Source organism: Bartonella australis AUST/NH1 (genome assembly GCF_000341355.1).
GTDB classification, from domain to species: domain Bacteria; phylum Pseudomonadota; class Alphaproteobacteria; order Rhizobiales; family Rhizobiaceae; genus Bartonella; species Bartonella australis.
Genome location: NC_020300.1, coordinates 629,639 through 646,321, shown reverse-complemented (window position 1 = coordinate 646,321; position 16,683 = coordinate 629,639). Strand labels below are relative to the sequence as shown.

The following is a 16,683-nucleotide window of genomic DNA, read 5'->3' as shown; positions in this document are numbered from 1 at the left end:
CAGTCAACTATTTCATTCAAAACATTTAAATAAAACACGTCACACACGTACGGGCCGGGCGCCTGATAAAGATCTTTAAAAAATTTCCTAAGTTACCGTGAACCACAAAACCTTACACAAAAAACTCATAAAGCACACCTAAAAAACCCATTTGTTTGTAAACGGGTTTTTTGAACGCAATTCCAATTACTTATTATTAACGGCCTCTTTAAGACTTTTACCCGCAGAAAATTTGGGTACAGAACGTGCTGGAATATTAATTTCAGCGCCTGTCGAAGGGTTACGGCCCTTTGTAGCAGCGCGATGAGAAACTTCAAAAGAGCCAAAGCCCGGAAGACGAACATCACCGCCTGAAGCTAAAGCTTCTGTTACAGAGGCAATAAAAGCATCGACAACAGAACCAGCTTGTGCTTTCGAGATACCCACTTTTTCAGCAACGGAGCTAACTAATTCACTTTTATTCATCGAATATTTCCTTTCCCTATAATGCCGGACAAAACAAACTCACCGGCCACCGGGTAGTTTATTGAAAAGTACAGCAAACAGAAGCCTTATTTTTCTTCAAAGTCTTGTTTTCTTAGTGATAATCACAGTTATTCACGGAATTTTTCGTTTTTTTCCAAAAATTAGCGGCCCCCCACCTTCTGAGAAAGCTATCACTACCCTCAAAGACACAATTACGAATCAAAATAATGAATCAGTGTGCAATCTGTATACTCTCATTATCACCTTCTGTTCTAACAGCTGTGGATACTGCAGAAGACTCTGTCCATTCAATAGGTTCCGGGAAACGAATCAAAGCGTGCTTAAGAACTTCGCTTACATGACTCACAGGGATAATCTCCATGCTATTTTTGACATCATCAGGAATATCAACCAAATCTTTTGCGTTTTCTTCGGGAATGAGTACTTTTTTAATACCTCCTCGAAGCGCCGCGAGCAATTTTTCTTTTAAACCACCAATAGGCAAAACACGGCCGCGCAAAGTAATTTCACCAGTCATAGCAATATCTTTATGAATAGCTATCCCTGTTAAAACTGATACAATAGCCGTCACCATCGCAATTCCTGCTGATGGACCGTCTTTCGGTGTGGCACCTTCTGGAACATGCACATGAATATCGTGTTTATCAAAAAGCGGGGGCGCAATACCAAAGTCAACGGCACGGGAGCGCACGTAAGACGCCGCCGCAGAGATCGATTCTTTCATAATATCACGCAGATTTCCTGTCACAATCATTTTGCCTTTACCTGACATCATGACACCTTCGATGGTCAACAACTCTCCACCCACCTCAGTCCACGCAAGCCCGGTAACAACACCAATCTGATTTTCACCATCGGTTTGGCCAAAGCGGTAACGCCTGATACCCAAAAAATCATTAATGTTATTTTCTGTGATTCCAACAGACTTTTGGCCAGTCTTAAGAATTTTTGTGACCGACTTACGCGCCATCTTCATAAGCTCACGCTCAAGGTTACGAACACCCGCTTCACGTGTATAAAATTGGATAATCGACCTTATTGCATCATCAGAAACAGAAAATTCTTTTTTAGACAGACAGTGATCTTTTAATGCTTTCGGTAAAAGATGCCGTTTAACAATTTCCATCTTTTCACACTCAGTGTAACCAGCAATACGAATAATTTCCATCCGATCCACCAATGGACCTGGAATATTAAGTGTATTTGCAGTTGCTACAAACATCACATCTGAAAGATCGTATTCTACCTCCAGATAATGATCAACGAATGTACCATTCTGCTCAGGATCAAGAACTTCTAATAAAGCCGACGAAGGATCCCCACGGAAATCTTGTCCCATTTTATCAATTTCATCGAGCAAGAAAAGTGGGTTAGATTTTTTAGACTTTTTCATAGATTGGATAATTTTTCCAGGCATAGATCCGATATAAGTTCGACGATGTCCGCGAATTTCAGCCTCATCCCGAACACCTCCTAACGAAATACGGACATATTCGCGGCCTGTTGCCTTTGCAATAGAACGCGCAAGCGACGTCTTTCCTACACCAGGAGGACCTAACAGACAAATAATGGGACCCTTTATTTTTGATGCCCTACTTTGCACTGCTAAATACTCAACTATCCGCTCTTTAACTTTTTCGAGACCAAAATGCTCATTATTCATGACTTTTTCGGCAAAACTTAAATCGTTTTTAATTTTTGATTTTTTGCCCCAAGGTATAGCCAAAAGCCAATCAAGATAGTTGCGCACGACCGTCGCTTCTGCGGACATAGGAGACATATTACGTAATTTTCTGAGCTCTGTTCCAGCCTTCTCATGTGCTTCTTTTGAAAGCTTGGTCTTTTTTATACGTTCCTCTAACTCCGACAGCTCATCGCGGCTATCATCACCTGCTCCTAACTCCTTTTGAATAGCCTTCAGCTGTTCATTGAGATAATATTCCCGCTGCGTTTTTTCCATTTGCCGTTTGACGTGCGAGCGGATACGTTTTTCAACTTGCAAAACGGAAATTTCTCCTTCCATGAAAGACAAAACTCGCTCCAGACGGTCACGCACAGGCAACAGTGCCAACATTTCCTGCTTTTCTGAAAGCTTAATTACCAAATGCGAGGCAATAGTATCTGCGAGCTTAGAAGGATCATCGATCTGACTTATAGCGCTTACAACTTCAGGAGAAATTTTTTTATTAAGTTTTACATAATTTTCAAAATAAGCAATCACTGACCGTGAAAGAGCTTCAATCTCAATTTCATCCCCCTTGGGCTCTTCAGTGACGTATGCATAAGCCTGATGATAATCTTCATTCTCAGTAAATTTGCTAATTTTTGCACGTGTAATTCCCTCAACCAAAACCTTCACAGTCCCATCAGGGAGTTTTAAAAGTTGAAGAACATTAGCGAAAGTACCAATATCGTAAATATCCCCCGATTGTGGATCATCATCGGAAGCACTTTTTTGTGTCGCCAATAATATCTGCTTATCTACCGACATCGCCTCTTCAAGAGCGCGAATCGATTTTTCTCGTCCGACAAAAAGCGGAACAATCATATGCGGGAAGACAACGATATCACGCAGTGGTAAAACAGCATAAAGCCCCTCTTTTACCCCACCTGCTTTTTCATCAATATATTGCATACTCTTCCTTTCCGGAACTTACGATCCATCCCCTACATAAACCATTTTCAGAAACCACCTGCCTATAATAAATGAGGTGGTAATTGCAGACGTATAAATCAAGCACAATGTTATAATACCCCGCAACAGTACTCACTGTTGCTATTCATACCATATATAACATCACGCCGATACGTTTTCTTTCTCTTCTGAACGCTCTGAGTAAATGTAAAGGGGACGGGCTTTTCCTTCAACCACATCGCTTGAAATTACCACTTTTTGGACACCCTCAAGAGCTGGTAGCTCAAACATGGTCTCTAAAAGAATCTTCTCCATAATAGAACGTAAACCACGCGCACCGGTCTTACGCTCGATCGCTTTCTTGGCAATAACCCGTAAAGCATCTTCGTGGAATGATAACTCAACATCTTCCATCTCAAAAAGACGTTGATATTGCTTAACTAACGCGTTTCTTGGCTGTGATAAAATCTGGACAAGTGCGCAAATATCCAAATCTTCTAAGGTAGCTATAATAGGAAGGCGCCCAATAAATTCTGGTATCAAACCAAATTTTATAAGGTCTTCAGGCTCTAAATCACGAAAAATCTCACCGACACAACGCTCATCTGGCGCCTTAACTACTGCGGAGAAACCAATTGAAGTTTTTTCACCGCGCCCCGAAATAATCCTCTCCAAACCAGCAAAAGCCCCCCCACAAATAAATAAAATATTCGTTGTATCAACCTGAAGAAATTCTTGCTGCGGGTGTTTACGCCCACCCTGTGGAGGAACAGAGGCAACTGTTCCCTCCATAATTTTGAGCAATGCCTGCTGGACACCTTCACCCGAAACATCCCTAGTAATAGAGGGATTATCAGCTTTACGAGAAATCTTATCAACTTCGTCAATATATACGATGCCCCTCTGCGCACGTTCGACGTTATAATCAGCAGATTGAAGGAGCTTTAAAATAATATTTTCAACGTCTTCGCCTACATAACCCGCCTCAGTCAAAGTGGTCGCATCCGCTATAGTAAAAGGTACATCAATAATACGCGCCAATGTTTGCGCTAAATAGGTTTTACCGCACCCCGTTGGTCCGACAAGAAGAATGTTTGATTTTGCTAACTCAATATCGCTGCTCTTAGATTGATGCGCAAGCCGTTTATAATGATTATGGACAGCGACGGAAAGAACGCGCTTTGCATGCCGCTGACCAATAACGTAATCATCAAGGACTGTTATAATCTCTTGAGGAGTAGGAACACCATCACGCGCTTTCACTCCAGAAGATTTATTTTCTTCACGAATAATATCCGTACAAAGCTCTACACATTCATCACAGATAAATACAGTAGGCCCCGCAATGAGCTTACGCACCTCATGCTGGCTTTTGCCACAGAACGAGCAATAGAGAGTATTTTTTGATTCGCCCCCACTATTGCTAATTTTGCTCATTTTATTTTCCTTTCACCTCAGGACACAGATGCTTCGTCTTTTCAAAAAAAATTCTTTAATCACAATCAAAGACATATACCAAACTAAAAGCGCCGTAACATTTTTAGATATCTTTCCGATAGCTTTCTATAAAATCGGTACTCTACATCGGTATTCTAGCAACTAATTAAAAGTGTTCCTTGCATACCTCACAAATAGTTATTTTTTCTATAAAAAAATTTAATCTTTTCCCTCTTCAGTTTCTGCGCGATATTGTATAACATTGTCAACCAAGCCGAATTGTTTGGCTTCTTCTGCTGTCATAAAATGATCGCGATCGAGGGTCTTTTCTATAATTTCATAGCTTTGACCTGTATGTTGGACATAAATTTGGTTCAAACGCTGTTTCATCTGTATGATATCTCGCGCATGCCGTTCTATATCAGAAGCCTGACCTTGAAAACCGCCTGACGGCTGATGTACCATAACGCGCGCGTTAGGTAATGCAAAGCGGTGTCCTTTTGCCCCGGCTGCTAAAAGTAAAGATCCCATAGATGCTGCCTGCCCCATGCATAGCGTCGAAACAGGAGGGCGAATAAACTGCATAGTGTCATAAATCGCCATGCCGGATGTCACAACGCCGCCTGGAGAATTAATATAAAGGCTAATAGCTTTTTTAGGATTTTCTGCTTCCAAGAAAAGTAACTGCGCGCAAACAAGCATTGCCATACCGTCCTCAACAGGACCATTAATAAAAATAATTCGCTCTTTCAAAAGGCGGGAAAAAATATCGTAAGCCCGCTCCCCGCGGTTAGTTTGCTCAACAACCATAGGAACGAGACTCAAGGCCGTTTTTGTTTGATCTCTCATTGTTTTTACTTCCATCAATATAAGAATCTCTATTTACGCATTCAACAACGCCACCTATAGGCTAGCAGCACTCTCTTACGCAAGCCACAACCGATTCGTTCAAATAAGACTTAAAAATCGTTAAAATGCCAATAACAATCCATACGTAAACGGGTCCGGCACACCAAAAATGCACGATATTCACCCAATAGCGAAAATTTTCTTCCCGAAACCTCTGAAAGATTTTTGCCTTTCTGTAGACACAAAATCCCACTAAACAAAAATCGCTTTATCGGTTTTATATCAAAAATTCATTCAATTTTTTGTTTCCTTCAACGATAAAATTCCGTTTCTCTCCGCGGGATTATATCGTTTAGCTAACCTAACAGCACTATCATTGCTAAAATTATAGTTTGCAATCCTCTTGATAAAACCGATAATTCTTCTTCCATAAACCACGACAGGACCCAAAAATAGCGTTGGCGTTTAAAGCCACGTCGACCAACAATCACTAATACTGAAACGCTTCCACAACAGAGCGCCGAGCAAAAAATAACCCCACGACACTTTTTCTTGCTAACTAAACTTGCGTTGCCTCTAGATAAAGCCGACTAAAGAGGTAAGAACCTATGCTTAGTCCTCCTTATTAACGCCTTATTAACATAACGTGAAGAGGCCGAAAACCGAATAGCCGCTCCTAACAATTAGAAAATCTAAAAAAAGCAGCAGGCGGCCACGCACCGCCGCGGCTTAATCCGTCGATTCGCACCAACCACTGCGCCGAGCGAAATAATCACCCTCATGGTCCCTATATACCCAAAAGTATAAATATTCACAAGCAATGTATTAAAAATATTCTAAACTTACACGGAACAATTGCTCGGCATCATGAACACTACCAGCAAGAGCAAAAATTACTATTCGGTCGCCAGGTAAAATGCGAGTATCTGCTGAAAGCTGTATTATCATTTTATTGCGATAGATCGCACCAATCCTCAAACCATCTGACAAATTGATCTCTGATAACGATTTACCAACTAATACAGACGTTTGCATCGCTTCAGCTTCAATAATTTCTGCATCACCATTAAAAATTGAGTGGACAGCACGAATACGTCCGCGACGCATTTGTTGCAAAATTTTTGATATAGTAACGCTACGAGGATTAAGGTGTGCATCCACTCCAACTGCGCGGCTAAACTCCTGATAAGCAATATTGTTAATCAACACCATATTCGCCTTGCATCCTAACCTTTTTGCTATAATAGCGCTCAAAAGATTAACTTGATCCTGATTAGTTAAGGTAATAATTAGATCTGCTTGATCAATTCCAGCTTCCTGCAGGATCACAGGATCTAACACGTTGCCGTATAAAACAGTTGTTTTTTCAAGTTGATCAGCGACTGCCAACGCTCTCTCTCTGTGTGACTCTATAATTTTTAACCTTAATTTATGCAGGCGCTTTTCAATAGCCTGAGCGACGTAAAGGCCAATATGCCCCCCGCCCGCAATAACTATACGATGCGCTTCCTGCTCTTTATGGCCAAAAAGTCCGAGCGCGCGACGCACCTGATCGCGAGCAGCAATGAGATAGATGATATCACCAACTCGTAATTGTGTATCTGAATGCGCTATTAATAATTCTGAGCCACGTTTAATGGCAGCAACCGTCGTCTGAAGATCAGGAAAAAGCTCCGTTAATTGCCGTAAAGGTGTATTAATAACCGGGCAATCCTCCGTACATTCCAAAGCCAATGCAACAATATCGTCGTTACAAAAATAAAGGACATCTATTGCTCCAGGCAAAGCAATACGGCGCAAAACCATTTCTCCAACTTCAACTTCTGGTGAAATAACCACATCAATAGGAATATTTTCCCTTGCAAAAAGCATTTTATAACGTGGATCCAAATATGCTTGCGAACGGATACGCGCTATTTTAGTTGGGACATCGAACAATGAATGGGCGACTTGGCAAGCCACCATATTGACTTCATCAAATAAAGTTACTGCAATCAACATATCAGCTTCGTCAGCACCTGCAGCCAAAAGCACCTCAGGCTGTGAACCGTGGCCAACGAGACTTCTAACGTCTAACGTATCGCGAATTTTTTCGACCAATCTCGCTTCAGTATCAATAACAGTGACGTCATGATTTTCTGCAGCCAGACCCTCTGCTATCCCATAACCGACCTGTCCCGCCCCACAAATGATAACACGCATGATCTATGAAACTCCGAGCGCTTTAAGCTTACGGTGCAAAGCTGAACGCTCCATACCTATAAATTCAGCAGTGCGCGATATATTTCCGCCTAAGCGCCCAATCTGCGCCGTTAAATACCTCTTTTCGAACAATTCGCGTGCTTCACGCAAAGGTAAGTCCATTATATTCTCATCCGCATCTATCTGAACGCGTGGCAAAGAATCACTCACTTCAATAGGAAGTAATTCCGTCGTTATAGGCCCGTTATCATCACGTGCAAGAATAAGCAGACGCTCAATATTATTGCGTAACTGCCGCACATTTCCCGGCCAAGTATGCATCTGCAAAACAGCTATAACATCATCACCGATTTCACGTGGTTTAATACCAACTTGCTGTGATATCGTCTTAACGAAATGATGCACAAGTTCGGGAATATCTTCGCGACGTGAAGAAAGCGGTGGGACAGTGATAGGAACAACGGAAAGACGATGAAATAGATCCTCTCTAAATCGTCTCGCAGAAATTAATTTTTCAAGATTTTGCGCTGTCGAAGAAATTACACGGACATCCACTTTTACACGCTTTGTGCCGCCAACCCTCTCAAATGTCTGACTGGTCAAAACTTCAAGAATCTTGCTTTGAGTTTCACGCGGCATATCCGCAATTTCATCGAGATACAATATTCCTCCGTGAGCCTCTTCTAGTGCGCCTATTTTACGCTCACCACCTTCCATTTCATTGCCGAACAACTCCATTTCCATTCTTTCTGGGGTAATTGTTGCAGCATTTATCGCGACAAATGGTCCGTTAGAACGCGCTGAAAGCGCGTGAATAGCGCGTGCTACTATTTCTTTCCCCGAACCTGAAGGACCAGTAATCATGACACGGCTATTAGTTGGCGCTACTTTTTCTATTATTTGGCGTAAATGCTTCATAATTGTTGATTTCCCGAGCAATTCCGGCGCCTCGCTTGATCGTTGCCGTAACTCCGAAAGCTCGCGCTTTAATTTCGAATTTTCAAGAGTCCGTTCAGCAACAAGTAAAAGACGATCAGCATTAAAGGGCTTTTCGATGAAATCATAGGCCCCTCGTTTTATAGCAGAAACAGCCGTTTCAATATTGCCATGACCAGAGATCATAACCACCGGAAGAGTAGGATATCTAGTTTTGATTTCATCAAGCAAAGCCAAGCCATCGAGACGGCTTCCTTGCAACCAAATATCCAAAAAAATGAGCTTCGGGACGCGTTCACTGATTTGCGTTAATGCTTCATCTGAATTACACGCGATGCGCGTTTCATAACTTTCATCATCTAAAATACCAGCAATAAGCTCACGAATATCTGCTTCATCATCAACAATTAAGATATCTGACACCATTTCATTCCCTTATCTTATGACTTACGGCCTGTGTGGCATTATCTTTTTTTATATATGCTGAAAATATCATGCGGATCATCGCACCACGGCCTTCATAAAAATTATCTGATGCATCATGCAATTCCATATAGCCACCATGATCCTCGATAATTTTGCGTACAATAGCTAAGCCAAGCCCCGTACCTTTTTCCCGCGTTGTTATATAAGGTTCTAACAATTTCTGTCTTTGCTCTTTAGGAAGCCCTTTACCGTTATCCATAATATCCACAACTATATGCTCTTCTCGTTGGTAAGAACGTATAAGAATATGGCCGTCAGTACCTTTCTCTCGCCTAATTGAATCAATTGCTTCACCTGCATTTTTTATGACGTTGCCAAATGCCTGAACAATGAGACGATTATCAAACTCACCTATAAGTGGTGTATTTCCTAAATCTAGCTCAAAATGGATATCATGGCGAACAACTTCTATCAAGAAACATGCTTCACGCAATAACCCCCTTACATCTAAAGCGCACATTTGCGGTTTAGGCATACGCGCAAAAGAAGAAAATTCATTAACCATACGCCCAATATCGCCGACCTGTCGAATAATTGTATCGATACACCGATCAAAAACTTCTCTGTCTCGTATAATAATTTTACCGTAGCGTCTACGAATACGTTCAGCTGACAACTGAATAGGCGTGAGTGGATTTTTGATTTCGTGCGCAATACGGCGGGCTATATCCGCCCACGCCGATGAACGTTGTGCTTCTACAAGGTCCGTAATATCATCAATCGTTAGCACCCAAGATTGCCTCTGACCATCCTCTTCTTCCATAGTAATTTGCACATTACAAACACGCTCCTGCCCTGCAACGCTTAAAGTCACCTGCTCACTGTGATTTTTACGACTTAATGAGCGAACAAGCTTAAAAACCTGGTCAATTTCGGTACTCAATGACAAGAGGTTCTGTCCAATAACATCTTTAGAACGGATATTAAACATTGCCTCGATAGACCGATTAATAATTGTAATATCGCCGTTATCATCAATTCCAGCCACACCTGCTGTCACACCTGATAAAACAGCTTCAGAAAAACGCCGCCTTTCATCAATTTGATCACGGACTGCAATCAATTCATTACGTCGGCTCTTAAGTTCGCTCACCATATAATTGAACGTCTTTGATAATTGACCAATATCGCCGTCCTTTGCGCGCACCGGCACAAAAACTTCCATATTCCCGGAAGCCACATCATCAGCTGCACCAATAAGAAGTCGGATGGGACGCACTAAATGATCAGCGACAGCAATACCAGACCAAATAGCCGATAAAAACAAACTCAAAAAAAGACACAAATAAAGCATACCAAACGCTATTTGTGTTGGAAGGCGGTTTTCATTTAAAGCACGATAACGTTCTGTATTAATTTCCGTTAACCGCAAAGCAGATAAAACATTTTTATCAACGTCACGTACTACGTACAAAAACGTATTTGGGATATTAGTAAATTTTAAAATAACGCCGAAATAATCATGAACCCCCGGTTGAAAAGAAAAAGGTCTATTGCCCGTTGCCTGGCCAATAAGATAGGGTGGTGGAATAGGCAATTTATCTTCGTCACCGAGTTCGCTCGATACAAAAACAGCCCCGCTCGAGCTTAATAAAAAAGCACCACGAAGATTGCGGCCTGCAGCGTGGCGTGTCAATTGCGTTCGATATTCAGCTGGATTACGCTCTAAGAGCTTTTTATTATCCAGTGTTAATGCCATAGCGTAGGATAAATTCTTCAAATTTTGGAGCATTTCATCTGCGTAAGCGTTCGCTAGATCGATAGAAGAACCCACAATTTGGCGAGTTGTCGTATCAAACCACCGATCAAGCCCTAAGTTAAGCGCGGGCCCTGATACAAGAGCTACAGCGACAGTTGGCAACGTCGCAACAAGCGCGAACAATGAAATAAGGCGCACATGGAGGCGTGAACCAGCGCGCTTTGACCGCCATGCACGGATGATGGGGATCATCTCATAGAAAACAATGATTACAAGGCCAAAAATCCAAATACTATTAATCGCTATGAGAACAAATGTCACAGCTCTGTTGGGAACAATAGGTGTCAGTCCAATAAGGATAATAAATGAAGCAGAAGCCGTCAGCAAAGCCGATACTATCATCGTAATGCCTAAAAATGTATACACACTACTCAGACGGCGCGGCTCATCATTATAAGCATCTTGATCTATATCTTGGAGATTGGTCACAAACATTGTATCCATAATTATCTCACGTTACTTATCTCGCTGCTTTCGCACAACCCCCTATGATAAAAATTGACAGGACTATGTTTAAAATATAACCAATCCAGAAAATTAAGAAAGAAATTCAATATTTTTTGAATAGACCTAAAATCAAAGTGCGTTTCATAACATTTTTATAGGAGATGAGATGCGGTTAACCAAACAAACGAATTATGCACTCCGGATGCTCATGTATTGCGCAGCTGATCAAAATACCTTGAGTCGCATTCCAGAAATTGCCAAAGCGCATGCCATCTCCGAGCTTTTTCTATTTAAGGTTCTTCAACCATTGGTTGAGGCAGGCTTTATGCAAACGGTACGAGGACGCAATGGTGGAGTCAAATTGGCTAAACCTGCAGAAGAAATTTCAGTGGCGGATGTGGTAAAAATAACAGAAGATAATTTCTCTATGGCAGAATGCTTTGATAATACAGTTAGTAACTGTCCATTAGTGAATTTTTGTAACTTAAATACCGTACTTAAAAAGGCACTAAATTCTTTTTTTGATGTATTATCAATGACATCTATCGCTGATTTGCAGAAATCGTCTCTGCAGCTTCCATTTAAAATTGGTGATGATAAAAAAACGGAAAGATAGCCAACGGATATAAAATTTTGAAAGGAGATTAAGTATTTCTATTGCAGCTGTGATATTGGCCGCTGGGCGAGGTAAAAGGACAGGGTTTTCACAAAATGGCCCAAAACAATACCGACTTTTAGGGAGAGAGCCGGTTATCTGTTACAGTGTGCGCTGTTTTTTGCAAAATCCGGCTATTACAACTGTCCTCTTGGTTATTCATCCGGATGACCGCCAGATATGTGAAAATGCTGTTGCCAATTTTAAAGAGCGTCTCATCATTGTTGAGGGAGGTGCTACACGTCAGATGTCCACCTTATATGGGCTTCGCGCGCTCAAAAATATTAAACCAGATTACGTTCACATTCATGATGGTGCACGCCCTTTTATCGAAAATAAACTCCTTGAGCAAATTCATATAGCTCTCAACCATAAAGAAGGCATTCTTCCTGCTTTAGCCGTCTCCGATACTCTTAAATACGTGAACAATACACACCGTGTTCTAAAAACGATCCCACGTACTGATCTTTATAGTGCGCAAACCCCACAGTGCTTTCCGTTTGAGCTAATTTTGGCTGCCCATGAAAAAGCGGCACAATCTCACAAGCAAGATTTTACCGATGATTCGGCGATTGCCGAGTGGTTTGGTATTCCTATGCGTATTATTCATGGAACCTCTGATAATATAAAAATTACACGGCCGGAAGATTTTGAAACCGCACATTCGTATCTCCAGAAAAAAACACAAATATTCCCCGATATCCGTACTGGAAATGGTTACGATGTTCATTCTTTCGAAGATGGCGATCACGTAATATTGTGCGGTATCAAAATTCCTTTTCACAAAAAATTAAAAGGACATTCAGACGCTGATGTCGCTCTCCACGCATTAACGGACGCTATTCTCGCTACTCAAGGTGCGGGCGATATCGGCACTTATTTCCCCCCCTCTGATCCTCAATGGAAAAATGCATCATCAAAAATTTTTCTTCGCCACGCCCTTGGAATTATTAAGCAAGCAGGTGGTCGTATTGCTAATATCGATATCACACTGATTGCCGAAAAACCTAAAATCGTCCCCTATCGCAATATAATGACCGAAAACCTCATGAATCTACTCACAATTTCAGCAGATCGTATTTCCATTAAAGCAACGACGAACGAACAATTGGGGTTTATTGGTCGTGGAGAGGGTATCGCCGCTCTCGCAACTGCTACCATCGTTTATCCAGGAGAAATTCCGGCATAAAAATGAGCTTATGTAATTCTCAAGACTTGTTGCTAATAATTGAAAGAATCTTACTGCACGCCTTACCGACAATTTTTTGTGCGTGAGATTTTGCGATTTTTATGTAAACTATGAAACACATATATTACAGAGAGTTATTCAAGCGCAGTCCCTACAGTCGTGCGGCCCCCTTATTATAAAAGTCGCGTTCGCCGCTTGCAGGCTAATTTGGTCTATTTTCGGCCGCTGTGTGGCAATTCCTCTTAAAACTGCATTACGCTGATAAAAATTTGGCTTCATTTCAATAAATAATAAATTCACAATTGGGTACATCCGCTTGTTTTATCGCAAAATCTCACGCACAAAAACACGCTCCAACATCTCTAAGTATGACGTCACCCATCATGCAAACACTGAAAGCACCTCAAAGATGCCCCTTACCTCCTACATCCAATTTTTTACTTTTGACCCTATCATAACACAAACCACAGAATATCGCACTTACCGTGCAATAAAGCCGACTGAAAATTATACCGCCGGAGAACCGTAAATTTGATGAGCACGCTTTTCAAAAGCGTCAGTAAATTTACGAAAAGCAATATCGAACACTGAGCCCATTACCAGTCCAAGCATTTTGCTTTTAAACTCATAGTCGATAGAAAACTCTATGTTACATGTATTTATATCTTGAGTAGGATGAAATATCCAACGATTTTCGAGATATTTGAATGGACCATTAATGTATTTAACCTCGATAAGATTTTCCCTTGGCTGAAGGAAAACTTGAGTTGTGAAAATTTCTCGAAACATTTTATAGCCAACTGTCATATCAGCAAGGAGTAATGTCTTTTCTTCGAATTCTTCCCGGGAGCGTACTACCAAAGACTCACACATTGGCACAAACTCAGGGTAACGTTCAACGTCTGAGACGAGATCAAACATTTCGCGAGCATTGTGGGCAATGTGCCGATGTGTTGTAAAAGCCGGCATTACTATCCCTGTCAGGAAAATTTTTCGGCACGCGCTTTTTGCAAAATCTCAAAATCATCTCCTGCATGATGAGATGAACGCGTCAGAGGATTAGAAGCCATATGCAAAAAACCCTTCGCTTTACCAATCTTAGCAAAAGATTCAAATTCATCGGGATGCACAAAACGGATGACAGGATGATGTTTTCGCGTAGGCTGCAGATATTGCCCAATTGTCATAAAATCGACATCGGCAGAACGCAAATCGTCCATCAATTGAAGAATTTCATTTCGCTCTTCTCCGAGACCAACCATAATCCCCGATTTTGTAAATATTGTTGGGTCAATTTCTTTAACGCGTTGTAACAATCGAATTGAATGAAAATAGCGCGCCCCTGGGCGTACTTTTAGATATTTTGACGGAACCGTTTCTAAGTTATGGTTGAAAACGTCAGGTTTAGCAGCAACCACAATTTCTAAAGCGCCATCCTTATGGCGGAAATCGGGTGTAAGAACTTCAATTGTCGTCGTAGGAGATTTCTGGCGAATAGCGTGAATAACCTTTGCAAAATGGCGCGCGCCGCCGTCAATAAGGTCATCCCGGTCAACAGATGTAATTACAACGTGCTTCAGCTCCATTTGCGCGACGGCGTCTGCTACACGTTCTGGTTCATTATCGTCAACTGCAAGTGGAATGCCCGTTGCAACGTTACAAAAAGCGCAGGCCCTCGTACATATTTCACCTAAAATCATAAAGCTGGCATGCCGCTGGCTCCAACATTCACCAACATTTGGACAACCTGCCTCTTCGCATACGGTAACCAATTTATGAGCGCGCACAATACCATACGTTTCTTTATATATCTGTGATGTCGGCGCTTTTACGCGAATCCAATCTGGTTTTTTCTGAATGCTCGTGTCTGGACGGTGCATCTTCTCAGGATGACGTACGCGCCTATTCGCAACTCTATCAACCACCGTAACCATTTAAGCCTCTGCTTTTTAGAATAAAATATTGATGAAAAATCACAAAATTTTTCATATAATCTGGCTATCAAGCATTTAAAACCTGACCATAAGCATCCAATACACTCTCCTTAATCATTTCTGACAATGTTGGATGCGGGAAAACTGTGTGCATCAATTCCTCTTCGGTTGTTTCAAGATTCATGGCGATAACAAAACCATGAATAAGTTCCGTCACCTCCGCTCCCACCATATGCGCACCGAGAAGCTGCCCTGTTTTTTTATCAAAAATGGTTTTAACCAATCCTTGGTCTTCGCCTAAAGCAATCGCCTTTCCATTAGCTGAAAAGGAATAACGACCAACACGTATATCATAACCTGCTTCTTTTGCCGCCGCTTCTGAAAGCCCTACAGAAGCAACTTGTGGTGTACAGTACGTACATCCTGGGATTTTTTTCTTATCGAGTGAATGAGAGCTCTTCAAACCCGCAATATGTTCAACACATATTACACCTTCTTCTTCTGCCTTATGCGCTAACATAGGGGGACCAGCAACATCACCAATAGCATAAATGCCTTCCACACCTGTCCAACTCCATTCATCAGTTACAATACACCCGCGATCAGTCTTGATACCTAACGCTTCTAATCCAAGATTTTCAATATTGCCTTGAACACCAACAGCTGAAATTAACCGATCAGCTCTTATTGTTTCTTTCCTCCCCTTAACATCAACATGCGCTGTAATGAAATCGGCGGCTTTGTCAACCTTTGTCACTTTTGTTTCAGTGAGGATACGCATACCTTTTTTCTCTAACTGCTTGCGCGCAAACGCAGAAATTTCAGCGTCCTCGACTGGCATAATCCGAGGCATCATTTCAACAACAGTTACCTCAGAACCCATATCGTGATAAAAAGAAGCAAACTCGATACCAATTGCCCCAGACCCCATCACTAAAAGAGATTTAGGCAATGCGTTTGGAATCATAGCTTCGAAATAAGTCCAAATAAGCTTCCCATCTGGTTCGATATTAGGAAGAGCTCGTGGGCGTGCGCCAGTTGCAATGATTATATATTTTGCCCGATAGGTCCCTTTACCTAATGTCTCTTTAGGTATTGGATTTTGTGGTTGCTTAATCTCCTTTGACGATGGAGAAACCATAATTTCCGCTAACTGGCTACCGTTTCCCCCTTTCATTAGCCTTGCTTCACCCCAAATAATATCAATTTTGTTCTTTTTCATTAAAAAACCAACACCAGCGTTTAAACGCGATGAAACTCCGCGTGAACGCATCACGACATCTTCGATGTTTACCTCAATTGAACCATTAAATTTTAGGCCATAATCTTTTGCATGTTCGGCAAAATGCTTCATTTCTGCTGAACGCAAAAGCGCCTTGGTTGGAATACAACCCCAATTTAAACAAATGCCACCCAAATGCTCACGCTCAACAATGGCAGTCTTAAAACCACATTGTGCTGCACGAATCGCAGTTATATACCCACCTGGCCCTGAGCCAATTACAATTACATCATAAAGATCCGTCACAGTAATCCCTCCATGGACACATACAAAATGGGCATGTACCGCCCAAGCATAAAACTAAAAATAAACACGATAATCTTTTCTCATTTATCCCGTTCCGAGTACACAGGCTGAATGCCCTATAAGATCAAAAACAAAACAGC

The 16,683-nt window shown here is 41.6% G+C and carries 12 protein-coding genes; 2 read left to right on the top strand and 10 right to left on the bottom strand.

Features of this window, described 5'->3' with window-relative positions:
• Window positions 1–186 precede the first annotated feature (186 nt).
• From BANH1_RS02705 to BANH1_RS02675, 7 genes are all read right to left on the bottom strand, one after another.
• Entirely contained in the window at window positions 187–465 is a 279-nt protein-coding gene (locus BANH1_RS02705) for an HU family DNA-binding protein (RefSeq protein WP_015397901.1), read from the bottom strand.
• Between the two features lie 232 nt (window positions 466–697).
• Window positions 698–3,121 (bottom strand): endopeptidase La, encoded by a 2,424-nt coding sequence (gene lon / locus BANH1_RS02700; RefSeq protein ID WP_015397900.1) that lies wholly within the window; start codon window positions 3,119–3,121, stop codon window positions 698–700.
• A 162-nt stretch (window positions 3,122–3,283) separates the two neighbouring features.
• Window positions 3,284–4,558 carry an ATP-dependent Clp protease ATP-binding subunit ClpX gene (clpX, locus tag BANH1_RS02695; protein ID WP_015397899.1) on the bottom strand — a complete coding sequence of 425 codons (1,275 nt, stop codon included), beginning with the start codon at window positions 4,556–4,558 and terminating at the stop codon, window positions 3,284–3,286.
• A 219-nt stretch (window positions 4,559–4,777) separates the two neighbouring features.
• Window positions 4,778–5,407: an ATP-dependent Clp endopeptidase proteolytic subunit ClpP gene (clpP, locus tag BANH1_RS02690; protein WP_015397898.1), complete on the bottom strand. Its 630-nt coding sequence runs from the start codon at window positions 5,405–5,407 to the stop codon at window positions 4,778–4,780.
• 825 nt (window positions 5,408–6,232) lie between these two features.
• Window positions 6,233–7,609 (bottom strand): Trk system potassium transporter TrkA, encoded by a 1,377-nt coding sequence (gene trkA / locus BANH1_RS02685; protein ID WP_015397897.1) that lies wholly within the window; start codon window positions 7,607–7,609, stop codon window positions 6,233–6,235.
• Window positions 7,610–7,612: 3 nt separating this feature from the next.
• A complete protein-coding gene (ntrX, locus tag BANH1_RS02680) occupies window positions 7,613–8,971 on the bottom strand; it encodes a nitrogen assimilation response regulator NtrX (protein WP_015397896.1) in 1,359 nt (452 codons plus the stop codon).
• 1 nt (window position 8,972) lies between these two features.
• Entirely contained in the window at window positions 8,973–11,234 is a 2,262-nt protein-coding gene (locus BANH1_RS02675; protein WP_015397895.1) for a sensor histidine kinase NtrY-like, read from the bottom strand.
• 169 nt (window positions 11,235–11,403) lie between these two features.
• On the opposite strand from BANH1_RS02675, the gene rirA reads away from it, so the two are divergent.
• Window positions 11,404–11,853 carry an iron-responsive transcriptional regulator RirA gene (rirA, locus tag BANH1_RS02670; RefSeq protein WP_015397894.1) on the top strand — a complete coding sequence of 150 codons (450 nt, stop codon included), beginning with the start codon at window positions 11,404–11,406 and terminating at the stop codon, window positions 11,851–11,853.
• A 34-nt stretch (window positions 11,854–11,887) separates the two neighbouring features.
• Entirely contained in the window at window positions 11,888–13,081 is a 1,194-nt protein-coding gene (locus BANH1_RS02665) for a bifunctional 2-C-methyl-D-erythritol 4-phosphate cytidylyltransferase/2-C-methyl-D-erythritol 2,4-cyclodiphosphate synthase (RefSeq protein WP_083878113.1), read from the top strand.
• 507 nt (window positions 13,082–13,588) lie between these two features.
• On the opposite strand, the gene BANH1_RS02660 is transcribed toward BANH1_RS02665, so the two are convergent.
• From BANH1_RS02660 to lpdA, 3 genes are all read right to left on the bottom strand, one after another.
• Window positions 13,589–14,050, bottom strand: a complete 462-nt coding sequence (locus BANH1_RS02660) for a type II toxin-antitoxin system RatA family toxin (protein WP_015397892.1) — start codon at window positions 14,048–14,050, stop codon at window positions 13,589–13,591.
• Window positions 14,051–14,061: 11 nt separating this feature from the next.
• Entirely contained in the window at window positions 14,062–15,015 is a 954-nt protein-coding gene (gene lipA / locus BANH1_RS02655; protein WP_015397891.1) for a lipoyl synthase, read from the bottom strand.
• Between the two features lie 67 nt (window positions 15,016–15,082).
• Window positions 15,083–16,543: a dihydrolipoyl dehydrogenase gene (lpdA, locus tag BANH1_RS02650; protein ID WP_015397890.1), complete on the bottom strand. Its 1,461-nt coding sequence runs from the start codon at window positions 16,541–16,543 to the stop codon at window positions 15,083–15,085.
• Between the last annotated feature and the right edge of the window lie 140 nt (window positions 16,544–16,683).

What these genes read in the sequence shown, in the direction of transcription:
- BANH1_RS02705 (WP_015397901.1), bottom strand. Translation starts at nt 465, where the DNA reads ATGAATAAAAGTGAATTAGTTAGCTCCGTTGCTGAAAAAGTGGGTATC.
- lon (WP_015397900.1), bottom strand. Translation starts at nt 3,121, where the DNA reads ATGCAATATATTGATGAAAAAGCAGGTGGGGTAAAAGAGGGGCTTTAT.
- clpX (WP_015397899.1), bottom strand. Translation starts at nt 4,558, where the DNA reads ATGAGCAAAATTAGCAATAGTGGGGGCGAATCAAAAAATACTCTCTAT.
- clpP (WP_015397898.1), bottom strand. Translation starts at nt 5,407, where the DNA reads ATGAGAGATCAAACAAAAACGGCCTTGAGTCTCGTTCCTATGGTTGTT.
- trkA (WP_015397897.1), bottom strand. Translation starts at nt 7,609, where the DNA reads ATGCGTGTTATCATTTGTGGGGCGGGACAGGTCGGTTATGGGATAGCA.
- ntrX (WP_015397896.1), bottom strand. Translation starts at nt 8,971, where the DNA reads ATGGTGTCAGATATCTTAATTGTTGATGATGAAGCAGATATTCGTGAG.
- BANH1_RS02675 (WP_015397895.1), bottom strand. Translation starts at nt 11,234, where the DNA reads ATGGATACAATGTTTGTGACCAATCTCCAAGATATAGATCAAGATGCT.
- rirA (WP_015397894.1), top strand. Translation starts at nt 11,404, where the DNA reads ATGCGGTTAACCAAACAAACGAATTATGCACTCCGGATGCTCATGTAT.
- BANH1_RS02660 (WP_015397892.1), bottom strand. Translation starts at nt 14,050, where the DNA reads ATGCCGGCTTTTACAACACATCGGCACATTGCCCACAATGCTCGCGAA.
- lipA (WP_015397891.1), bottom strand. Translation starts at nt 15,015, where the DNA reads ATGGTTACGGTGGTTGATAGAGTTGCGAATAGGCGCGTACGTCATCCT.